Genomic DNA, 16,029 nt, shown 5'->3' on the forward strand with positions numbered 1-16,029 from the left:
CCAGACGGCCGTTCTCCCAGCTCCAGGCGTGCACGACGTCGCCGCCCCCCGCCGGGGCCGGGCGGGCCGCCCGGGGGCGGGGGCCCCGGCCCCCCCGCCCGCCCCCCCCCCCCCCCCCCGCCGCCGCCCCGGCCGCCGCCGCCGCGCCGGCCCCCGGCGCCGCGGCCGGGCTGCGCCGGCCTCAGTCCTGCCAGTCGATGGCCGCGCGGCTGGTGACCATCGCGCGGATCTCGGCGGCAGCGGCCTGGTGCTCCGGGTGGAACTGGTACTCGTCCAGGCCGGCGAGGTCGTCGAAGGTCGCGACGACCGCCAGGTCCTGGTTCTTCCCCGGGTAGGCGACGTTCTCGACGACCTCGAGCGACCGGATCGATCCGATGACGCCGACCAGGCCGGTGAGCAGTTCGCGCACCCGGGCGACGGCGACGGCGCGGTCGAGGTCCTCACGCAGGGTCCAGGAGACGACGTGGCGGATCATGCGCGAGCCTCCGCCAGTTCGATCGCCCGGGCGAGTCGCTCGGCATCGACGTGCCAGTTGCTGTGCACGCGGCCGTCGACCAGGACGACGGGGATGTCCTCGGAGTACTCCTCGCGGAGCGCGTCGTCGTCGAGGATCGACCGTTCCTGGAGGGTCGTGCCGGGGTGCGCGGACACGACCTGTTCCACGACGGGTCGCGCGTCGTCGCAGAGGTGGCATCCGGGTTTGGTGAGGAGTGTCACGGCGGGCATGCCCCCAGGGTAGTCCGGCGGGTCCCCGGCCCGGCTGGTGGCCCTGCATCCGCGCCGTGGCGGGGATCCGAGCGGATCCGTGCGGCGTGAGACTGCCCCGGGAAATGCGAAAGCCCCGGCGAACCGGGGCTTCTGCGGCAAGTCTTGCGACTTACTTCTTGTTGCGACGCTGGTGACGCGTCTTGCGAAGGAGCTTGCGGTGCTTCTTCTTCGCCATGCGCTTGCGACGCTTCTTGATGACAGAACCCATGTGGACCTCGCTCGGACTGATGGTGATGTACGGACACCGGGCCGATGAAGCCGCGGAAAATCAACCTGCCCGAGTCTACCGGAGGGCTGACGCGATGTCGAACGGCGCCGGAACGGACGGTGGACGCCCGGGGCGGATGCGTCGGGTCAGCCGACGTCGGCGATGCCACCGCGGAGCATCTCCGCGACCGCCGACTCGGGGACCCGGAAGGACCGACCGAACCGGATGGCGGGGAGCTCGCCGGCGTGCACCATGCGGTAGACCGTCATCTTGGAGACCCGCATCATCTCGGCGACCTCCGCGACGGTGAGGAAGCGCACGTCGTCGAAACTGCCGGTCATGATCCGCCTTCGGGCTGGCTTGCTTGTTGTGACCTGTGTGGTCTCTGGACACTGTAGAGGCGCGTGAGCCTCGCTGTCCAGCAGCCGCTCAGTCGTCTTCGGGGCGCTTCGTGAACCGGCGCCGACCGCGGTCGACGACACGCTCCCAGCCCTGCTGCGCGCCGGTGAACGCGACGGTGGCGCGGTGCGACGCCTCGGCCATCACGCGGCCCAGCTCGGTGCCGACCTCGACGGTGCCCTTGCCGGTCGCCCCACTCCGTCGGAACGAGACCGGCTGGCCGTCCGGCGTCCAGGACGTCGTCGCCGGGGTGCCGTCGGCGTCCACCGCGTTGGTGAAGGGGACGACCCAGTCCTCGATGCCGAGCAGGGGTTCCGGGTCCAGGCGGTAGTAGCGGTGCTGCCCCTCTTCACGGCTGGTGACGAGCCCGATGTCGCGGAGCACGCGGAGGTGCTTCGACACGGTGGGCTGACTCACGCCGAGACGCAGCACGAGCTGTCCGACGCTGAGTTCGCCGCCGGTCGCGTCTGCCCCGTACGCGGTGAGCAGTTCGCCCAGCAGTGCACGCCGCGTCGGGTCCGCGACGACGCTGAAGATGTCGGCCATGGGGAGAGGCTAACCGCCGCGGTGCGGATGTACCATGACGAACCGTCCCGCCCATGTCCCCGGAGGCATACGATGCTCGACCGCACCGAGCCGGTCCCCGCCCCGGGCGCCGCGTCGGCCCGGCGACACCCGGGCCGGATCACCACGGCGCTGCGGTCGTCGCCCTCCCGCCTGGCGATCCTGGTCTTCATCGTGCTGATCTTCCTGTTCACGGTGCTGTTCATGACGCCGATGGCCGCGGCCGACGGGACGACGACCGACTTCTCCGACGCGCTCTTCACCGCGGCGAGCGTGGTCTGCGTCACCGGGCTCGCGACGGTCGACATGGCGACGCACTGGTCGGTGTTCGGCAAGGTCCTCGTCGTGATCGGGACGCAGATCGGCGCACTCGGGGTCCTGACGTTCGCGTCGATCCTCGGCCTGGTGGTCACCCGCCGGCTCGGACTCCGCGCGAAGCTCATCGCCGCGGGCGACTCCAACCCGCTGCGGACCCACCACGGAGCCGTCCCGGAAGGGCAGGCGGTCCGGCTCGGCGACGTCGGCACACTGCTGCTGACCGTCGCGGTGAGCACCCTGTCGATCGAGATCGTCCTGGGTCTGCTGCTGCTGCCGAGCGTCCTGGTGACGGGCATCCCGTTCTGGTCGGCGGTCGGTGACTCGTTCTACTACGCCGCGATGGCGTTCACGAACACCGGCTTCGCACCGAACGCCTCCGGACTCGACCCGTTCGCGCACGACTACTGGTTCCTCACCCTGCTCATGGTCGGCGTGGTGGCCGGCTCGATCGGCTTCCCGGTGATCCGCACGCTCACGAAGCAGCTGCGCTCCCCCAGGCGCTGGCCGATCCACGTCAAGCTCACGCTGGTGACCAGCGGCGTCCTGCTGCTCGGCGGGGCGGTGACCTACATCGCGCTCGAGGCCTCGAACCCCGCCACCTTCGGTCGCGAGGGCGCCGGCCGCACGGCCTTCCAGGCGCTGTTCCTGTCGACGATGACGCGGTCAGGCGGGTTCTCACTCGTCGACTTCGACGAGCTGCACGGGTCGAGCCTCCTCGTCACGGACATGCTCATGTTCATCGGTGGCGGCTCCGCCTCCACCGCCGGCGGCATCAAGGTCACCACGCTCGCCGTGCTGTTCCTGGCGGCCGTCGCGGAGGCCCGTGGCCGGCAGAGCATGGAGGCGTTCGGCCGGCGAATCCCGAGTGACGTCCTCCGCGTCGCCGTGGCGATCGTCCTGTGGGGTGCCACCATCGTCGCGATCGCCACGGTCGTGCTGCTGCAGATCACGCACGAGCCGCTCGACCGGGTCCTGTTCGAGGTGATCTCCGCGTTCGCCACGTGCGGCCTGTCGTCCGGGGTCTCCGCCGACCTGCCGGACTCCGGCAAGTACGTGCTCGCCGCCACGATGTTCCTCGGCCGGGTCGGTACAGTGACCATCGCCGCCGCGCTCGCAGCGAGTCAGAGCCGGCAGCTGTTCCGCCGTCCCGAGGAGAGGCCGATCGTTGGCTGACCGAAACCGCACGCACCACCAGCAGGGCCCCGTCAGCCACGACGCTCCCGTGCTGGTCATCGGGCTCGGCCGCTTCGGTGCCGCCACGGCCGGCCAGCTCGAGCGTCAGGGGCGTGACGTCCTGGTGGTCGACACCGACGCCGCCCTGGTGCAGAAGTGGTCAGACCGGGTCACGCACGCGGTGCAGGCCGACGCGACCGACATGGACGCCCTGATGCAGATCGGGGCACAGGACTTCGCGATCGCGGTCGTCGGCACCGGCTCGGACCTCGAGTCGAGCGTCCTCATCACCGCGAACCTCGTCGACCTCGGGGTCCCGCAGATCTGGGCGAAGGCGATCAGCCGGTCACACGGCACGATCCTGAGCCGCATCGGTGCGAACCACGTGGTGTACCCGGAGCGTGAGGCCGGCGAGCGGACGGCGCACCTGGTGTCCGGCCGGATGCTCGACTTCATCGAGTTCGACGACGACTTCGCCGTGGTCAAGATGTTCCCGCCGCGGGCCGTCCGCGGGCGGGACCTGGCGACGACGGTGATCCGGACGCGCTTCGGCCTGACGGTGCTCGGCATCAAGCCGCCCGGTCAGGCGTTCGTGCCGGCGACCCCGGACAGCGTCATCGGCGAGGACGACGTGATCATCGTCTCCGGCACCGAGACCGACCTCGAGCGGTTCGCCGCGCTCGAGTAGCCCGCTCAGAGGCGGGACAGCTCCTCGGCCCGGGCGATCGCGGCGCGCGCAGCCCGCTCGAGCGTCCCCGTCAGGTCCGCCTCCTGCAGCACGGTGACCGCACGCTCGGTGGTCCCCTTCGGGCTCGTCACCGCGCGGCGCAGGTCCGCCGGCTCGCTGCCCGAGCGGGCCAGGAGCTCGACCGCGCCCCGGACGGTCCCCTGCACCATCGTGCGCGCCTGCTCGTGCGTGAACCCGAGCGCCTCGGCGGCCCGCTGCCACTGCTCGACGAGCAGGAAGACGTAGGCGGGGCCGGAGCCGGAGACCGCGGACAGGGCGTCGAGCTGCGACTCCGGCACCTCGATGACCTCGCCCGAGACCGCGAACACGTGCGCGGCGAGTGCCGTCGCGTCCGTGTCCGCCGATGACCCTGCGCTGATGCCGGTGACCCCGAGGCCGACCCCGATCGGGGTGTTCGGGAGCGCCCGGACCACCCGGACGCCCTCGGGAACGTGCGCCTGCATCGTCTCGGTCGTCACCCCGACGGCGACACTGACGACGACCGCGTCCGGGGCCAGGTCCCCGGCGACCTCGTCGAGCAGGTCGACGATGCCGAACGGCTTCACCCCCAGGACGATGAGTCCGGCACCGCGGACGGCCGCACGGTTGGCGTCCGGGTCGGTCTCGGTCGCGGTGGCGTCGAGCCCGGTCGCACGGTGCGCCGCCGCCGAGGACTCGGACCGGGTCGTGACGACGACGGTGTCGGGCGCCACGCCGGAGGCCAGGAGGCCCTGCAGGACCGCGCCGGACATGGAGCCGACGCCGAGCATGGCGACGCGGGGCAGTTCGATGGTCATGGCCACCAACCTAGCGAGGACCGGCAGCCTAGGATCGTGGTCCAGGTCGGGTGAGAGAAGGGGTCGGACAGCCACATGAGCGCTTCCGGAGGGACGAAGGCGATCTTCGCCGCACTCGGTGCGAACATCGGGATCGCGATCGTGAAGTTCATCGCCGCGGCGATCAGCGGATCCGCGTCGATGCTCGCCGAAGGGGTGCACTCCCTGGCGGACTCCGCGAACCAGCTGCTCCTGCTGCTCGGTGGCCGGAAGGCGAAGAAGGCCGCGGACGAAGAGCACCCGTTCGGCCACGGCCGCGAGCGCTACGTCTACGCGTTCGTCGTGTCGATCGTGCTGTTCTCGGTCGGCGGCGTGTTCTCGCTCTACGAGGGCATCGAGAAGTTCGCGCACCCGCACCCGCTCGACAACTGGTGGCTGCCGATGGTGGTGCTCGTCATCGCGATCGGGCTCGAGGGGTTCTCGCTCCGTACCGCACTCAAGGAGGCGGCACCGCAGAAGGGCGGGCAGTCCTGGGTCCAGTTCGTCCGTCGCGCCAAGGCCCCGGAGCTGCCCGTCGTGATGCTCGAGGACACCGCGGCCCTGATCGGCCTGGTGTTCGCGCTGTTCGGCGTCGGCCTGACGGCGATCACCGGCAACGGGGTGTTCGACGCGATCGGCACGGTCCTCATCGCGGTGCTGCTCATCGCCGTGGCACTCGTCCTCGGCGTCGAGACGAAGAGCCTGCTCGTCGGCGAGGGTGCGAGCTCCGGCGACGTCGCACGCATCAAGCAGGCGGTGCTCGACGGCCCCGAGGTCGACTCGATCATCCACCTCAAGACCCTCTACCTCGGGCCGGAGGAACTGATGGTCGGCGTGAAGGTCGCCGTCGACGGGGACCGCCGACTCGGTGACGTCGCCGCGGGCATCGACACGGTCGAGCAGCGGGTCCGGGCAGCCGTCCCGATCGCCCGGGTCATCTACATCGAGCCCGACGTCCGGCACGACGGCCCACACCCGTCGACCGAGGCGATCGTCCTGCGCGCCGCCGACTGACCAGGCCGCCCCGGGCTCGCTCGGCGGTCAGCGTCGCTCGGCGAAGAACGCGTCGAGCACCGCCGCACACGCGTCCTCGAGCACGCCGGCCACCACCTCGGCCCGGTGCGGCAGCCGGCGGTCCCGCGCGATGTCGTAGACGCTGCCGCTCGCGCCGGCCTTCGGGTCCCAGGCGCCGAACACGATCCGTGGCACGCGTGCCGCCAGTGCTGCGCCGGCACACATCGGGCACGGCTCCAGCGTCACGACCAGGGTGTGCCCGGCCAGGTGCCAGTCGCCGGTGACCGCCGCGGCGGCGCGGAGCGCAAGGACCTCGGCGTGCGCGGTCGGGTCCTGACGGGCCTCCCGCTCGTTCCGCCCGACGGCGACCACCGCGCCGTCGGCGTCGAGGACGACGGCACCGACCGGGACGTCGCCGGTGTCGAGACACGCACGGGCCTCGGCCAGCGCGCGTTCCATCGCGGGGACGAACGGGCGGTGCGCCGGGTGCTCCACGGGTGCTCCGATCGTCCGGCGGGACCGCGACCGCCGGGAGGGGTGCGGCACGGTACGCTCGACCCTATGCGAGTCCACGTCGCCGACCACCCGCTCATCACCCACAAGCTCTCGGTGCTCCGCGACCGGACCACTCCCTCCCCCACGTTCCGCGCCCTGACGGAGGAACTCGTCACGCTCCTGGCGTACGAGGCCACGCGCAACGTCCGGGTGACGGCCACGCCGATCACCACCCCGGTCGCGCAGACCATGGGCGTCGCCATCGCGAAGCCCCGGCCGCTCGTCGTCCCGATCCTGCGCGCCGGCCTCGGCATGCTCGAGGGCATGGTCAAGCTGGTCCCCACGGCCGAGGTCGGGTTCCTCGGCATGGCCCGCAACGAGGTCACCTTCGAGCCGCAGACCTACGCCGAGCGCCTGCCCGACGACCTGTCGAACCGGCAGTGCTTCGTGCTCGACCCGATGCTCGCGACCGGTGGCACGCTCGCCGCGGCCATCGACTTCCTCTTCGCCCGTGGCGCCGTCGACGTGACCTGCGTCTGCATCCTCGGTGCCCCCGAGGGCCTCACGGCACTCGAGGCCGCCGTCGGCGACCGTGACGTGACCATCGTCCTCGGCGCGCTCGACGAGCGCCTCGACGAGAACGGCTACATCGTGCCGGGCCTCGGCGACGCCGGCGACCGTCTCTACGGCCTGGCCGAGTAGCCGCCGCACCGCACTCCTGACGGGAGGCTGCCCACCGGACCGGTGGGCAGCCTCCCGTCCGTCGTCGGCGACTGTCCGCATCCGTCGACCGTCCGTGCGGACGGTTGACACGGCGTTGGTATACCGCAGATACTCATGCCATGACTGCAACCGTGTCCACTCGCGCCCTCCACGAGGCCTCGGGGACCGTCGGCATGATGATGCCGACCACGGCGGTCATGCGTTGTCGAATGTGTGCCTGATCGGTACCCGTTCCAGCCGGATCCCCCGCGACACCACCCCCGTCGCGCGCGTGTGATCCCCCGGTGACGACCTCGTCGACGACGCGCACCACCGTCGCGAGGTCGGACCCCGCTCCCCCGGACCAGCCCCGGTCGGCGACGACCGCAGGGCCCCTCGGCGAACGCTGCCGCAGCGACTCCTGCGCCAGCCGTCACCGACACCGCCGTTGATCCGGGCCGACGCATTCGACACCGGCCGCTGCACCACCCCGTGCACGGCCCCTGCACCACCCGGAGACCGCACCATGTCGCTCACCATCGCCCAGCCCCGCACCGCCCCCGCGCTCCGCACCGCCGCGCCGACCACCACCGACCTCGGCAGCGTGACGCCGATCCGCGGCCGTCGCCCGGCCGTGCTGCCGACGCAGCCCGCCCGCCCCGTCGCGGACCGCTCCGCCGTCCCGACCAGCCCGGTCGTCGCGCCGCCCCGCAACCGGGCGCTGCCGGAGGGCACGGAGGCCCGTGGGTTCGCCCTGTACGTCGGTCTCGACGAGGCCGCCGCCGCGGCCGCCGGCACGACGCTGGCCGCCGTCGTCGAACAGCTGAAGGCCCTCACCGCCCAGCTCGTCCCCTCCGCCGAGACCTACGCGGCCGTCGCCGTCGCCGCCGAGGGCTCGGGTGGGCGGGACGTCGACGTGGTCCGTCTGGCCCTGCAGGACCGCTCGGCGGTCGCGGCGCGCAAGCAGACCGAGAAGCCCGAGCCCGAGGAGACCGGGGTCGTCATCGACATCTCTCGGAAGCGTGTCGTCCTGGACGGCGAAGCGGCGCCGCTGACCTTCAAGGAGTTCGAGCTCCTGCAGTTCCTGGTCCTCCGCGAGGGCCGCACGGTCGACCGTTCGGCGATCATCGAGGGCCTGTGGTCAGACGGTGAGGACGAGACCCCGAACGAGCGCACCATCGACGTGCACGTTCGTCGGCTGCGGTCGAAGCTCGGCGCGTTCGAGGAGATCGTCCGGACCGTCCGGGGCGTGGGCTACCGGTTCGACCGCCACGCCGACGTCTCGGTCCGCTACGCCTCCACCCCCTCGCCCGACCTCTTCTGAAACTGCTCTCGTGCGCCGATCGGACAACTCGCAGGATTCGACGGCGAGGCGCCCTTCCCCGGCGTTACCGCACCGTTATACAGTCGGTCGTGCAGACGGTGTTTGCTGTGGCACCGGCTGTGGAATGTGATTGCAGGAATCTCTTGGTGCAAGGGAGCGGGCCGGTCGTCCACCAGGACGGCCGGCCCGCGTTCTGTGTCCGAGCCCGTCGGTAGGGTGGTGGTCCACCCGACGGAGGGAAAGACCCGTGAGCGATCACCGAACCGAGAAGGCCACCGCAGTCGCCGCCTGGGAGTCGTTGTTCCGCGCCCAGGTCACCGTGATGCGGAACCTCAACACCGAGTTCCCGTCCGCCGAGATCTCGTTCAACGAGTACGACGTGTGCTTCAACCTCTCCACGCAGCCCGGACGCCGCTGCCGGATGCGTGACCTGACCGGGCACCTCCTGCTCACGCAACCGAGCGTCAGCCGTCTGGTGGACCGGCTCGCCGCGAAGGGGATCGTCGAGAAGCAGCCGGACCCCACGGACGCCCGCGGGGTGATCGTCGCACTCACGCCACACGGCTTCGACGTGTACCGCACAGTCGCCGTGCAGCACGCCTCCACGATCGCGGCCCAGGTCGGTGCCGGGCTCGACGACGCCGAACTCCGCACGCTCACCGAGCTGTGCACGAAGCTGCGCATCGGCGCCGCGGCGACCACGCCGACCCGTCGCTCGGTCGGGGCTCCGGCATGAGCGGGAACGGTGCGGGTGGCTCCGTCGTCTGGCTGCGCGACGACCTGCGCATCGCCGACAACCCCGCCCTCCGCTCGGCCACCGACCGCAGCGGTCCGGTCACGGTCGTCTACGTCCTCGACGAGCAGAGCGACGGCATCCGCCCGTTCGGTGCCGCGGCGCGCTGGTGGCTCCACCAGTCCCTGAGCGCGCTCGAGGCCGACCTGCGCGGGTACGGCTCGCGGCTCGTGCTGCGACGCGGCCCCGCGGCCGAGGTCATCCCCGCCCTCGTGCAGGAGTCCGGCGCCGACGCGGTGTTCTGGAACCGCCGGTACGGCCTGGTGGAGCGTGAACTCGACGCGGGCATCAAGGCCGGCCTCATCGACAGCGGCATCGAGGCCCACAGCGCAGCGGCCAACCTGCTCTGGGAGCCGTGGACGGTCCTCAGCGGCAAGGGCGAGCCGTTCAAGGTCTTCACACCGTTCTGGCGGGCGGCGCAGGCGATGCCCGAACCCCGCCACCCGTGGCCCGAGCCGGACACGATCGCCGCACCGCCGGACGTCGCCTCGGACACGCTCGACGACTGGGACCTGCTGCCGACGACCCCGGACTGGGCGGGCGGGATGCGCGACGCGTGGACGCCCGGTGAGCAGGGTGCGTCCGACCGTCTCGAGCGGTTCGTCGACGAGGCCCTCGCCGACTACGACCAGCGGGACGAACCGGCCCAGGCAGCGACGAGCAGCCTGTCGCCGCACCTGCGCTGGGGCGAGATCAGCCCGTACCAGGTCTGGCACCGCATGCACGAGACCCTCGAGCCGGACCAGCGACGTGCCGCGCCGGCGTTCCTCCGCCAGCTCGCGTGGCGCGAGTTCAACTGGAACGAGTACTTCCACTGCGACGACATCGCCCGCACCAACGTCCGTCGTGAGTTCGACGCCTTCCCGTGGCGGGACGCCGCCGAGTCGGAGCTCGACCGCTGGCGCCACGGCACGACGGGCTTCGACCTGGTCGATGCCGGCATGCGAGAGCTCTGGCACACCGGCGCGATGCACAACCGGGTCCGTCTGGCCACGGCGAGCTTCCTCGTGAAGAACATGCTCGTGGACTGGCGGATCGGCGAGCAGTGGTTCTGGGACACGCTGGTCGACGCCGACGCCGCCAACAACGCCGCGAACTGGCAGTGGGTCGCGGGCTCGGGGTTCGACGCGGCGCCGTACTTCCGCGTGTTCAACCCGGACCGGCAGCTCGAGCGCTTCGACCCGCACCGGGAGTACGTCCGCCGCTGGGTGCCCGCCGACGAAGCGCGCCCGGAGCCGATGGTCGACCTCAAGGCCACCCGGCAGCGTGCCCTCGACGCCTACGCCGAGATGCGGCGCGCATGACCCGGCCGTCCGCCGCGGTGCTCGACCAGGTCGACGCCCTGCACCGGCAGCGGGTCGCCGACGGCATCGCCCCGAGCAGCGTCTGGGGCGTGTTCGACCGCGACGGACTCGTGGCCTCCGGTGGTGCCGGGGACCGCGGGGACGGCACGGCGCCCGACGTTGACACCGTGTACCGGATCGCGTCGTGCACGAAGAGCGTCACCGCGACGACGCTGCTCGGACTCGTGGACGACGGGCTGCTGTCGCTCGACGCCCCGGTCACCGACTTCGTGCCGGCGTTCCGGTCGGTGGCCCTGCCGACCGCGGACTCCCCCGTGCCCACCGTCCGGATGCTCCTGACGATGTCCGCGGGCTTCCCCACCGACGACCCGTGGGGTGACCGGCAGGAGAGCATCTCCGACGACGAGCTCGACGACGTCCTCGGCGCCGGGCTCCTCTTCGACTCGGTGCCGGGCACGCGCTTCGCGTACTCGAACCTCGGCTACGCGCTGCTCGGCCGCGTGGTCGCCGTCGTCGCCGGTGCGCCGTTCACGTCCGTCGCCACCGAGCGGGTCCTGCGTCCCCTCGGACTCGACGAAACCGTGTTCGCGGCCGCCGACGCCCGCGGGCACGTCGTGACGGGCTACCGGCCGCACGGCTCCGCCTGGGAGGCCCTGACGACACCGGGGCCCGGCGCGTTCTCACCGATCGGCGGGCTCTTCTCCACCGTGCGGGACCTCGCCCGCTGGGCGTCCTGGCTGGCGAGCGCGTTCGAGGGCACGGCGCCGCCCTTCTCGGAGCCCGCAGCCGCGAACGCCGGCCCGCTGGACACCGCCGGACGTCGGGCGATGCAGCAGGCGATGCGGATGGTCCCGGCCGAGTCACTGCCCGGATCGACCCGGGCGACCGGGTACGGCTTCGGGCTGTTCGTCGAGCACGACCCCGTCGTCGGCTCGATCGTGTCGCACTCCGGCGGCTACCCCGGGTTCTCGGCGCACATGCGGTGGTCGGTGTCGACCGGCCTCGGTGTCGTCGCCTTCGAGAACGCCACCCAGGCCAAGGTGTCGGTGGCTGCCACGCGGGCGCACGACCTCGTCCTGGCCGACGTGCGGTCCGGAGCCGACGCGTCGATCGCCGACACGTCGATCGCCGACGCCACGATCGCCGACACGTCGATCGCCCACGCGCCGGTCGCCGACGCCCCGGAGCGGGTGTTGCCGGAGACGCGAGCCGCCCAGCAGGCCGTGCAGCGCCTCCTGGCCGACTGGGACGACGACCGAGCCGCCGCGATCTGCACGCCGAACGTGCCGCTCGACGTGCCCTGGGACCGCCGACGTGCCGCGCTCGACGCCGCGGTCGCCGTTGTTGGGGCCGACCTCCGTGGCACCCCGGTCGCCGAGCAGTCGAGCACGCCGACGCACCTGCGGTGGTGGCTGCCCGGTGAGCACGGTCGTCTGCGCGTCGAGATCCGTCTCGCGCCACTCGCCGCCGGTCTGGTGCAGACGCTGACCGTGCGCGCGGAGCCGACGCCGGTCTAGCGCAGGGCAGAGTGTCGGAACCGTCCGGTAGAATGCGACATGTCCGCTCGGTCCTCGTGGCGGTCATCCGTCCCGATCACCGCCTTCGGAAGAGACCATGCCACGCAAACCGGACCCGACGCTCAAGCCCGCGATCGTCTGCAAGGTCACGGACCACCTCCACCACACCCGGCTCGAAGACGTCTCGGTCCGGAGCCTGGGCCGGGTCCTCGGCACGAGCGCGTACCCGATCGTGTACCACTTCGGCTCGCGGGACGGCCTCATCGACGCCGTGGTCGAACACCTCAGCCACCCGGTCCTGTCGGTCTGCCTCGACCCAGACGCCGACGAACAGGCCCTCGCCGACCACCTGGTCCGCGTCTTCGGCGGTCTCGACGACGCCGAGCGCTTCCTGGCGGCACGCCTGACGTTCGAGCTCGGCTCGGTCGAGTGCCTGTCCGACCACGACCGGCACCGCCGCCTGCACCGGGCGCACGTGGACACCCTCGCCGCCTGGGCCCGGGCGCACGGCGCCGACGACGCCACCGCCCGCCGCGCCGCAGGGGCCGCCGTGCTCGCTGCCCGGGGCGCGCAGTGGGGAGCGGTCCTCGACGGTGACGTCGCCCACACCGACACGGTCCTCCGCGGTGTCGCTCGCCGGCTCGCCGCCGAGGTCGACGTCGCCGCTCGCTGACCGAGCAGCGGGCAGCGGGCGGGCGGTGGCCGGCGGGCGGTGCCGGCGACCGACGACCGGTGACCGACGACCAGCGACCGACGACCAGCGGGTCCGACCGCACCACGGGACGACGGGAGGCCCGGTACCAGCTGGTACCGGGCCTCCCGTTCGTCAGGTGGTCGCCTCAGCGACCCACGTCGGTGACGCTCAGAGCGTGACGAAGCTCTGCGACTTGGCGTTCTCGAAGCGCGCGGCCACGTTCTCCCAGTCGACGATGTTCCACACGGCCTTGACGTAGTCCGCCTTGACGTTGAGGTAGTCGAGGTAGAAGGCGTGCTCCCACATGTCGAGCATGAAGATCGGGACGAGACCGAACGGGATGTTGCCCTGCTGGTCGAACAGCTGGAACGTGGCGAGCTTCTGGCCCACGACGTCCCAGGCCAGGACGGACCAGCCGGAGCCCTGGATGCCGTTGGCGACCGCGGCGAACTGGGCCTGGAACTTCTCGAACGAGCCGAAGAACTCGTCGATCGCGGCGGCGAGCTCGCCCTCCGGGACCTTCGTGTCCGGGCCGAGGTTGGTCCAGAAGATCGAGTGGTTGACGTGGCCACCGAGGTGGAACGCCAGGTCCTTCTCGAGCTTGTTGATCGCACCGAAGTTGCCGGACTCGCGGGCCTCGCCGAGCTGCTGCAGGGCGGTGTTCGCACCGGTGACGTACGCCTGGTGGTGCTTGTCGTGGTGCAGCTGCATGATCTTGCCGCTGATGTGCGGCTCGAGGGCGGCGTAGTCGTACGGGAGCTCGGGCAGGGTGTACTCAGCCATGGGCGGTCCTTTCGATCGGTGATGTGGGGTGCGGGGCTCCGCGGCTCACGAGAGCCGGGAACGATCGGTCAGGGAGTGGAATTCCCGGTTGTGGTAGACCAGCGGCTCGCCCCGGTCGAGGCCGACGACGATGTCGAGCACCTCGGCGACGACGACGGTCGAGCTGCCGATGGGCGTGGTCGAGAGCGGTCGGCAGCGCAGGGCGCTGGCGGCGTCGGGGAGGTAGCGGTCGCCGGAGGGCAGCCGTCCCCAGATCGGGTCGTCGGCCGCGGGGCTGCCGGTCGAGGCGAAGCGCTTGGCGAGGGCCACACCGCGGGCGTCCATCAGGTGCACCACGAACAGCGGTGCGCCGAGGACGACCCCGGCGGACCCGGAGTTCGTGGAGAGCGAGAACACCAGCACGGGCGGGTCGACCGCGACCGAGGCCACGCTCGACGCGGTGAGGCCGGTCGGTCCGTCCGGGCCCTCGGCGGTGATCACGGCGACGCCGGCGGGGTGCCCGCGGAAGGCGTCCTTGTACGCGGCGGTGATGTCGGCCGTGGTGGCGTCGACCTCGGGCGGGGCGGCGGGGGTGCCGGGCTGGGGGACGTCGACCGGGGCGGCGTCGGGCATGTCAGTCGTGGTCGTTCCTCGTTCGTGGGTGCGGCCGCGGTCGTCGCGGCCACCCCCCAACGTAGGACCTGTGCCCGGGTGCCGGTCCATGATTCACAGGATCGGCTCATCCCCGGGCGTGCCGCGACGCCGCGCGAGCGCCCCGTCCCGCGCACCGACGCGGCGGTACGGACCGGGCCGCACCGGCGGCGGGTCAGCGCTTCCGCAGCATGACGACGGCACCGGCCGCCGCGACGACCATGAGCGCCGCAGCGACGCCAGCCGTCGTGGTGACCCCGGAGTCGAAGGCGGCCCGGGCCGACTCCAGCAGGACCTGCCCCGCCGACCCGCCGAGCTGCGTCGCCGCGGCGACGGCTCCGCCGAGGGTCTCCCCCGCCGCGGTGTGCGCGGTCGAGGACAGCCCGTCCGGCACGACGACGTGTGCCCGGTACGCGGTGGCGAGGATGGTGCCGAGGACGGCGGTGCCGAGCACGGCGCCGATCTCGTACGCGGTCTCCGAGATCGCCGACGCGGCGCCGGACTTGTGCGCCGGCGCGGTCGAGATGATGAGGTCGTTCGTCACGGTCTCGGACGCACCGATGCCGATGCCGAGCAGCACGAACGCGAACGCCAGCGCGGCGATCGAGGCGTGGTGGCCGAGCACGGCGACGAGGGCGTACGCGGCGGCCGAGAACAGCAGCGACACGGACACGACCCAGCGCGGTGCGACCCGGGCGACGACGGGCACCACGGCGAGGCCCGCGATGATCGTCAGGACGGCGCCGGGGATCAGCACCACACCGCTGGCGAACGGGTCGAGGCCGGCGACGAGCTGCAGGTGCTGCGCGATGAAGAACAGGAACCCGGTGAGCGAGAACATCGCCGCCATGTTCATCAGGACGCTGCCGGTGAAGGCAGTGCTGCGGAACAGGCGCATGTCGAGCATCGGCGTGCGGGAGCGCAGCTGCCGCCGGACGAACGCGATGCCGCAGAGCACACCGACGGCGACCATGGCGATCGCGAGACCGCGCTCCTCCGGGTGGACGAGGGACTTGATCGCCCAGACCGTGGGGGCGAGGGCGCCGAGGGACAGCAGCATGCTCGGGACGTCGACCGGCCCGGGCTCCGGGTCGCGGGACTCCGGCACGCAGAACGGCACGGCGACGAGCATCACGACCAGGATCGGCACGGCGACGAGGAAGACGCTGCCCCAGTGGAAGTGCGCGAGCAGCACACCGCCGACGAGCGGGCCCAGGGCGTTGCCGGCGGCGAACATCGTCGACCAGACCGCCAGGGCCAGGCGCCGTTCGCCGGCGTCCGGGAACACGTTGCGGATGATCGAGAGCGTCGCCGGCATGAGCATCGCGCCGAAGACACCCATCGCGAGGCGTGCGGCGACGAGCATCCAGGCCTCGGTGGCGAACGCCGCGGCGGCGGAGAGCAGGGCGAAGCCGGTCGCGCCGATGACGAGGATCCGGCGGCGGCCGATGCGGTCGCCGATGCTGCCCATCACGACGAGCAGGCCGGCGAGGACGAGCGGGTAGGCGTCGACCATCCAGAGCTGGGTGGTGGCGTCGGGGTGCAGGGCGCGCGAGATCGAGGGCAGCGCGAAGCTCAGGACGGTGTTGTCGACCGAGATGAGCAGCACCGGCAGCATGAGCACCGCGAGCGCGGCGAACCGGGAACCACGACTGGTGGTGATCCGGGTGGCGACGGGGCTGGTGAGCAGGGCGGACATGGCGGACTCCAGGACTTCGAGCGTGTCGCGCCGTCGGCCTCGAGGGGCCGAGCGCAGACGAGACGGGACGCGGAAGTCGTCACGCGCCCCGTCAGGGTTCCG

Annotated in this window: 19 protein-coding genes; 9 read left to right on the forward strand and 10 right to left on the reverse strand. The window is 72.0% G+C overall.

Annotated elements, in window-relative coordinates; genetic code table 11:
• Positions 1-181: 181 nt before the first annotated feature.
• From QCD68_RS10935 to QCD68_RS17500, 5 genes are all read right to left on the reverse strand, one after another.
• A complete protein-coding gene (locus QCD68_RS10935) occupies positions 182-475 on the reverse strand; it encodes a Dabb family protein (protein ID WP_110902607.1) in 294 nt (97 codons plus the stop codon).
• Positions 472-726, reverse strand: a complete 255-nt coding sequence (locus tag QCD68_RS10940; RefSeq protein WP_111074376.1) for a glutaredoxin family protein — start codon at positions 724-726, stop codon at positions 472-474. The genes QCD68_RS10935 and QCD68_RS10940 overlap by 4 nt, the downstream gene beginning before the upstream one ends.
• 151 nt (positions 727-877) lie before the next feature.
• Positions 878-976, reverse strand: coding sequence for a 30S ribosomal protein bS22 (locus tag QCD68_RS10945; RefSeq protein ID WP_003792170.1), 99 nt, complete (start codon positions 974-976; stop codon positions 878-880).
• A gap of 146 nt (positions 977-1,122) precedes the next feature.
• A complete protein-coding gene (locus QCD68_RS10950; protein WP_111074377.1) occupies positions 1,123-1,317 on the reverse strand; it encodes a helix-turn-helix domain-containing protein in 195 nt (64 codons plus the stop codon).
• An 88-nt stretch (positions 1,318-1,405) separates the two neighbouring features.
• Complete coding sequence (locus QCD68_RS17500; protein ID WP_111074378.1) at positions 1,406-1,921, reverse strand: ArsR/SmtB family transcription factor; 516 nt, start codon at positions 1,919-1,921, stop codon at positions 1,406-1,408.
• A 72-nt stretch (positions 1,922-1,993) separates the two neighbouring features.
• Between QCD68_RS17500 and QCD68_RS10960 the strand changes: the two genes are divergently transcribed.
• The gene (locus QCD68_RS10960) at positions 1,994-3,430 is read left to right on the forward strand and encodes a TrkH family potassium uptake protein (protein ID WP_301223028.1); all 1,437 of its coding nucleotides are present in this window, start codon (positions 1,994-1,996) and stop codon (positions 3,428-3,430) included.
• On the forward strand, positions 3,423-4,118 hold the full coding sequence (locus QCD68_RS10965; RefSeq protein ID WP_301223029.1) for a potassium channel family protein: 696 nt from the start codon (positions 3,423-3,425) through the stop codon (positions 4,116-4,118). Before QCD68_RS10960 ends, QCD68_RS10965 begins: the two co-directional genes overlap by 8 nt.
• A 5-nt stretch (positions 4,119-4,123) precedes the next feature.
• Here QCD68_RS10965 and proC read toward each other — a convergent pair whose 3' ends face one another.
• Positions 4,124-4,954, reverse strand: a complete 831-nt coding sequence (gene proC, locus QCD68_RS10970) for a pyrroline-5-carboxylate reductase (RefSeq protein WP_301223030.1) — start codon at positions 4,952-4,954, stop codon at positions 4,124-4,126.
• A 75-nt stretch (positions 4,955-5,029) separates the two neighbouring features.
• On the opposite strand from proC, the gene QCD68_RS10975 reads away from it, so the two are divergent.
• Positions 5,030-5,986, forward strand: coding sequence for a cation diffusion facilitator family transporter (locus QCD68_RS10975; protein WP_221850198.1), 957 nt, complete (start codon positions 5,030-5,032; stop codon positions 5,984-5,986).
• A gap of 27 nt (positions 5,987-6,013) precedes the next feature.
• Here QCD68_RS10975 and QCD68_RS10980 read toward each other — a convergent pair whose 3' ends face one another.
• A complete protein-coding gene (locus QCD68_RS10980; protein WP_301223051.1) occupies positions 6,014-6,445 on the reverse strand; it encodes a nucleoside deaminase in 432 nt (143 codons plus the stop codon).
• 102 nt (positions 6,446-6,547) lie between these two features.
• Between QCD68_RS10980 and upp the strand changes: the two genes are divergently transcribed.
• The 6 genes from upp to QCD68_RS11010 all read left to right on the forward strand — a co-directional run bounded on the left by upp (position 6,548) and on the right by QCD68_RS11010 (position 12,794).
• On the forward strand, positions 6,548-7,183 hold the full coding sequence (gene upp, locus QCD68_RS10985; RefSeq protein WP_301223031.1) for a uracil phosphoribosyltransferase: 636 nt from the start codon (positions 6,548-6,550) through the stop codon (positions 7,181-7,183).
• Positions 7,184-7,709: 526 nt separating this feature from the next.
• Positions 7,710-8,507 (forward strand): winged helix-turn-helix domain-containing protein, encoded by a 798-nt coding sequence (locus tag QCD68_RS10990; RefSeq protein ID WP_301223032.1) that lies wholly within the window; start codon positions 7,710-7,712, stop codon positions 8,505-8,507.
• A 247-nt stretch (positions 8,508-8,754) separates the two neighbouring features.
• Positions 8,755-9,243 carry a MarR family winged helix-turn-helix transcriptional regulator gene (locus QCD68_RS10995; protein WP_253463820.1) on the forward strand — a complete coding sequence of 163 codons (489 nt, stop codon included), beginning with the start codon at positions 8,755-8,757 and terminating at the stop codon, positions 9,241-9,243.
• Positions 9,240-10,604, forward strand: a complete 1,365-nt coding sequence (locus QCD68_RS11000) for a cryptochrome/photolyase family protein (RefSeq protein WP_301223033.1) — start codon at positions 9,240-9,242, stop codon at positions 10,602-10,604. Before QCD68_RS10995 ends, QCD68_RS11000 begins: the two co-directional genes overlap by 4 nt.
• Positions 10,601-12,121: a serine hydrolase domain-containing protein gene (locus tag QCD68_RS11005; protein ID WP_301223034.1), complete on the forward strand. Its 1,521-nt coding sequence runs from the start codon at positions 10,601-10,603 to the stop codon at positions 12,119-12,121. The genes QCD68_RS11000 and QCD68_RS11005 overlap by 4 nt, the downstream gene beginning before the upstream one ends.
• 97 nt (positions 12,122-12,218) lie before the next feature.
• Positions 12,219-12,794, forward strand: a complete 576-nt coding sequence (locus QCD68_RS11010; protein ID WP_301223035.1) for a hypothetical protein — start codon at positions 12,219-12,221, stop codon at positions 12,792-12,794.
• A 189-nt stretch (positions 12,795-12,983) separates the two neighbouring features.
• Here QCD68_RS11010 and QCD68_RS11015 read toward each other — a convergent pair whose 3' ends face one another.
• From QCD68_RS11015 to QCD68_RS11025, 3 genes are all read right to left on the reverse strand, one after another.
• A complete protein-coding gene (locus tag QCD68_RS11015; protein WP_111074387.1) occupies positions 12,984-13,598 on the reverse strand; it encodes a superoxide dismutase in 615 nt (204 codons plus the stop codon).
• Between the two features lie 45 nt (positions 13,599-13,643).
• A complete protein-coding gene (locus QCD68_RS11020; RefSeq protein WP_253463829.1) occupies positions 13,644-14,210 on the reverse strand; it encodes a flavin reductase family protein in 567 nt (188 codons plus the stop codon).
• A gap of 193 nt (positions 14,211-14,403) precedes the next feature.
• Positions 14,404-15,927, reverse strand: coding sequence for an MFS transporter (locus QCD68_RS11025; protein ID WP_301223036.1), 1,524 nt, complete (start codon positions 15,925-15,927; stop codon positions 14,404-14,406).
• Positions 15,928-16,029: the final 102 nt, after the last annotated feature.

The sequence above is a fragment of the Curtobacterium sp. PsM8 genome (genome assembly GCF_030433875.1).
Lineage (GTDB): Bacteria > Actinomycetota > Actinomycetes > Actinomycetales > Microbacteriaceae > Curtobacterium.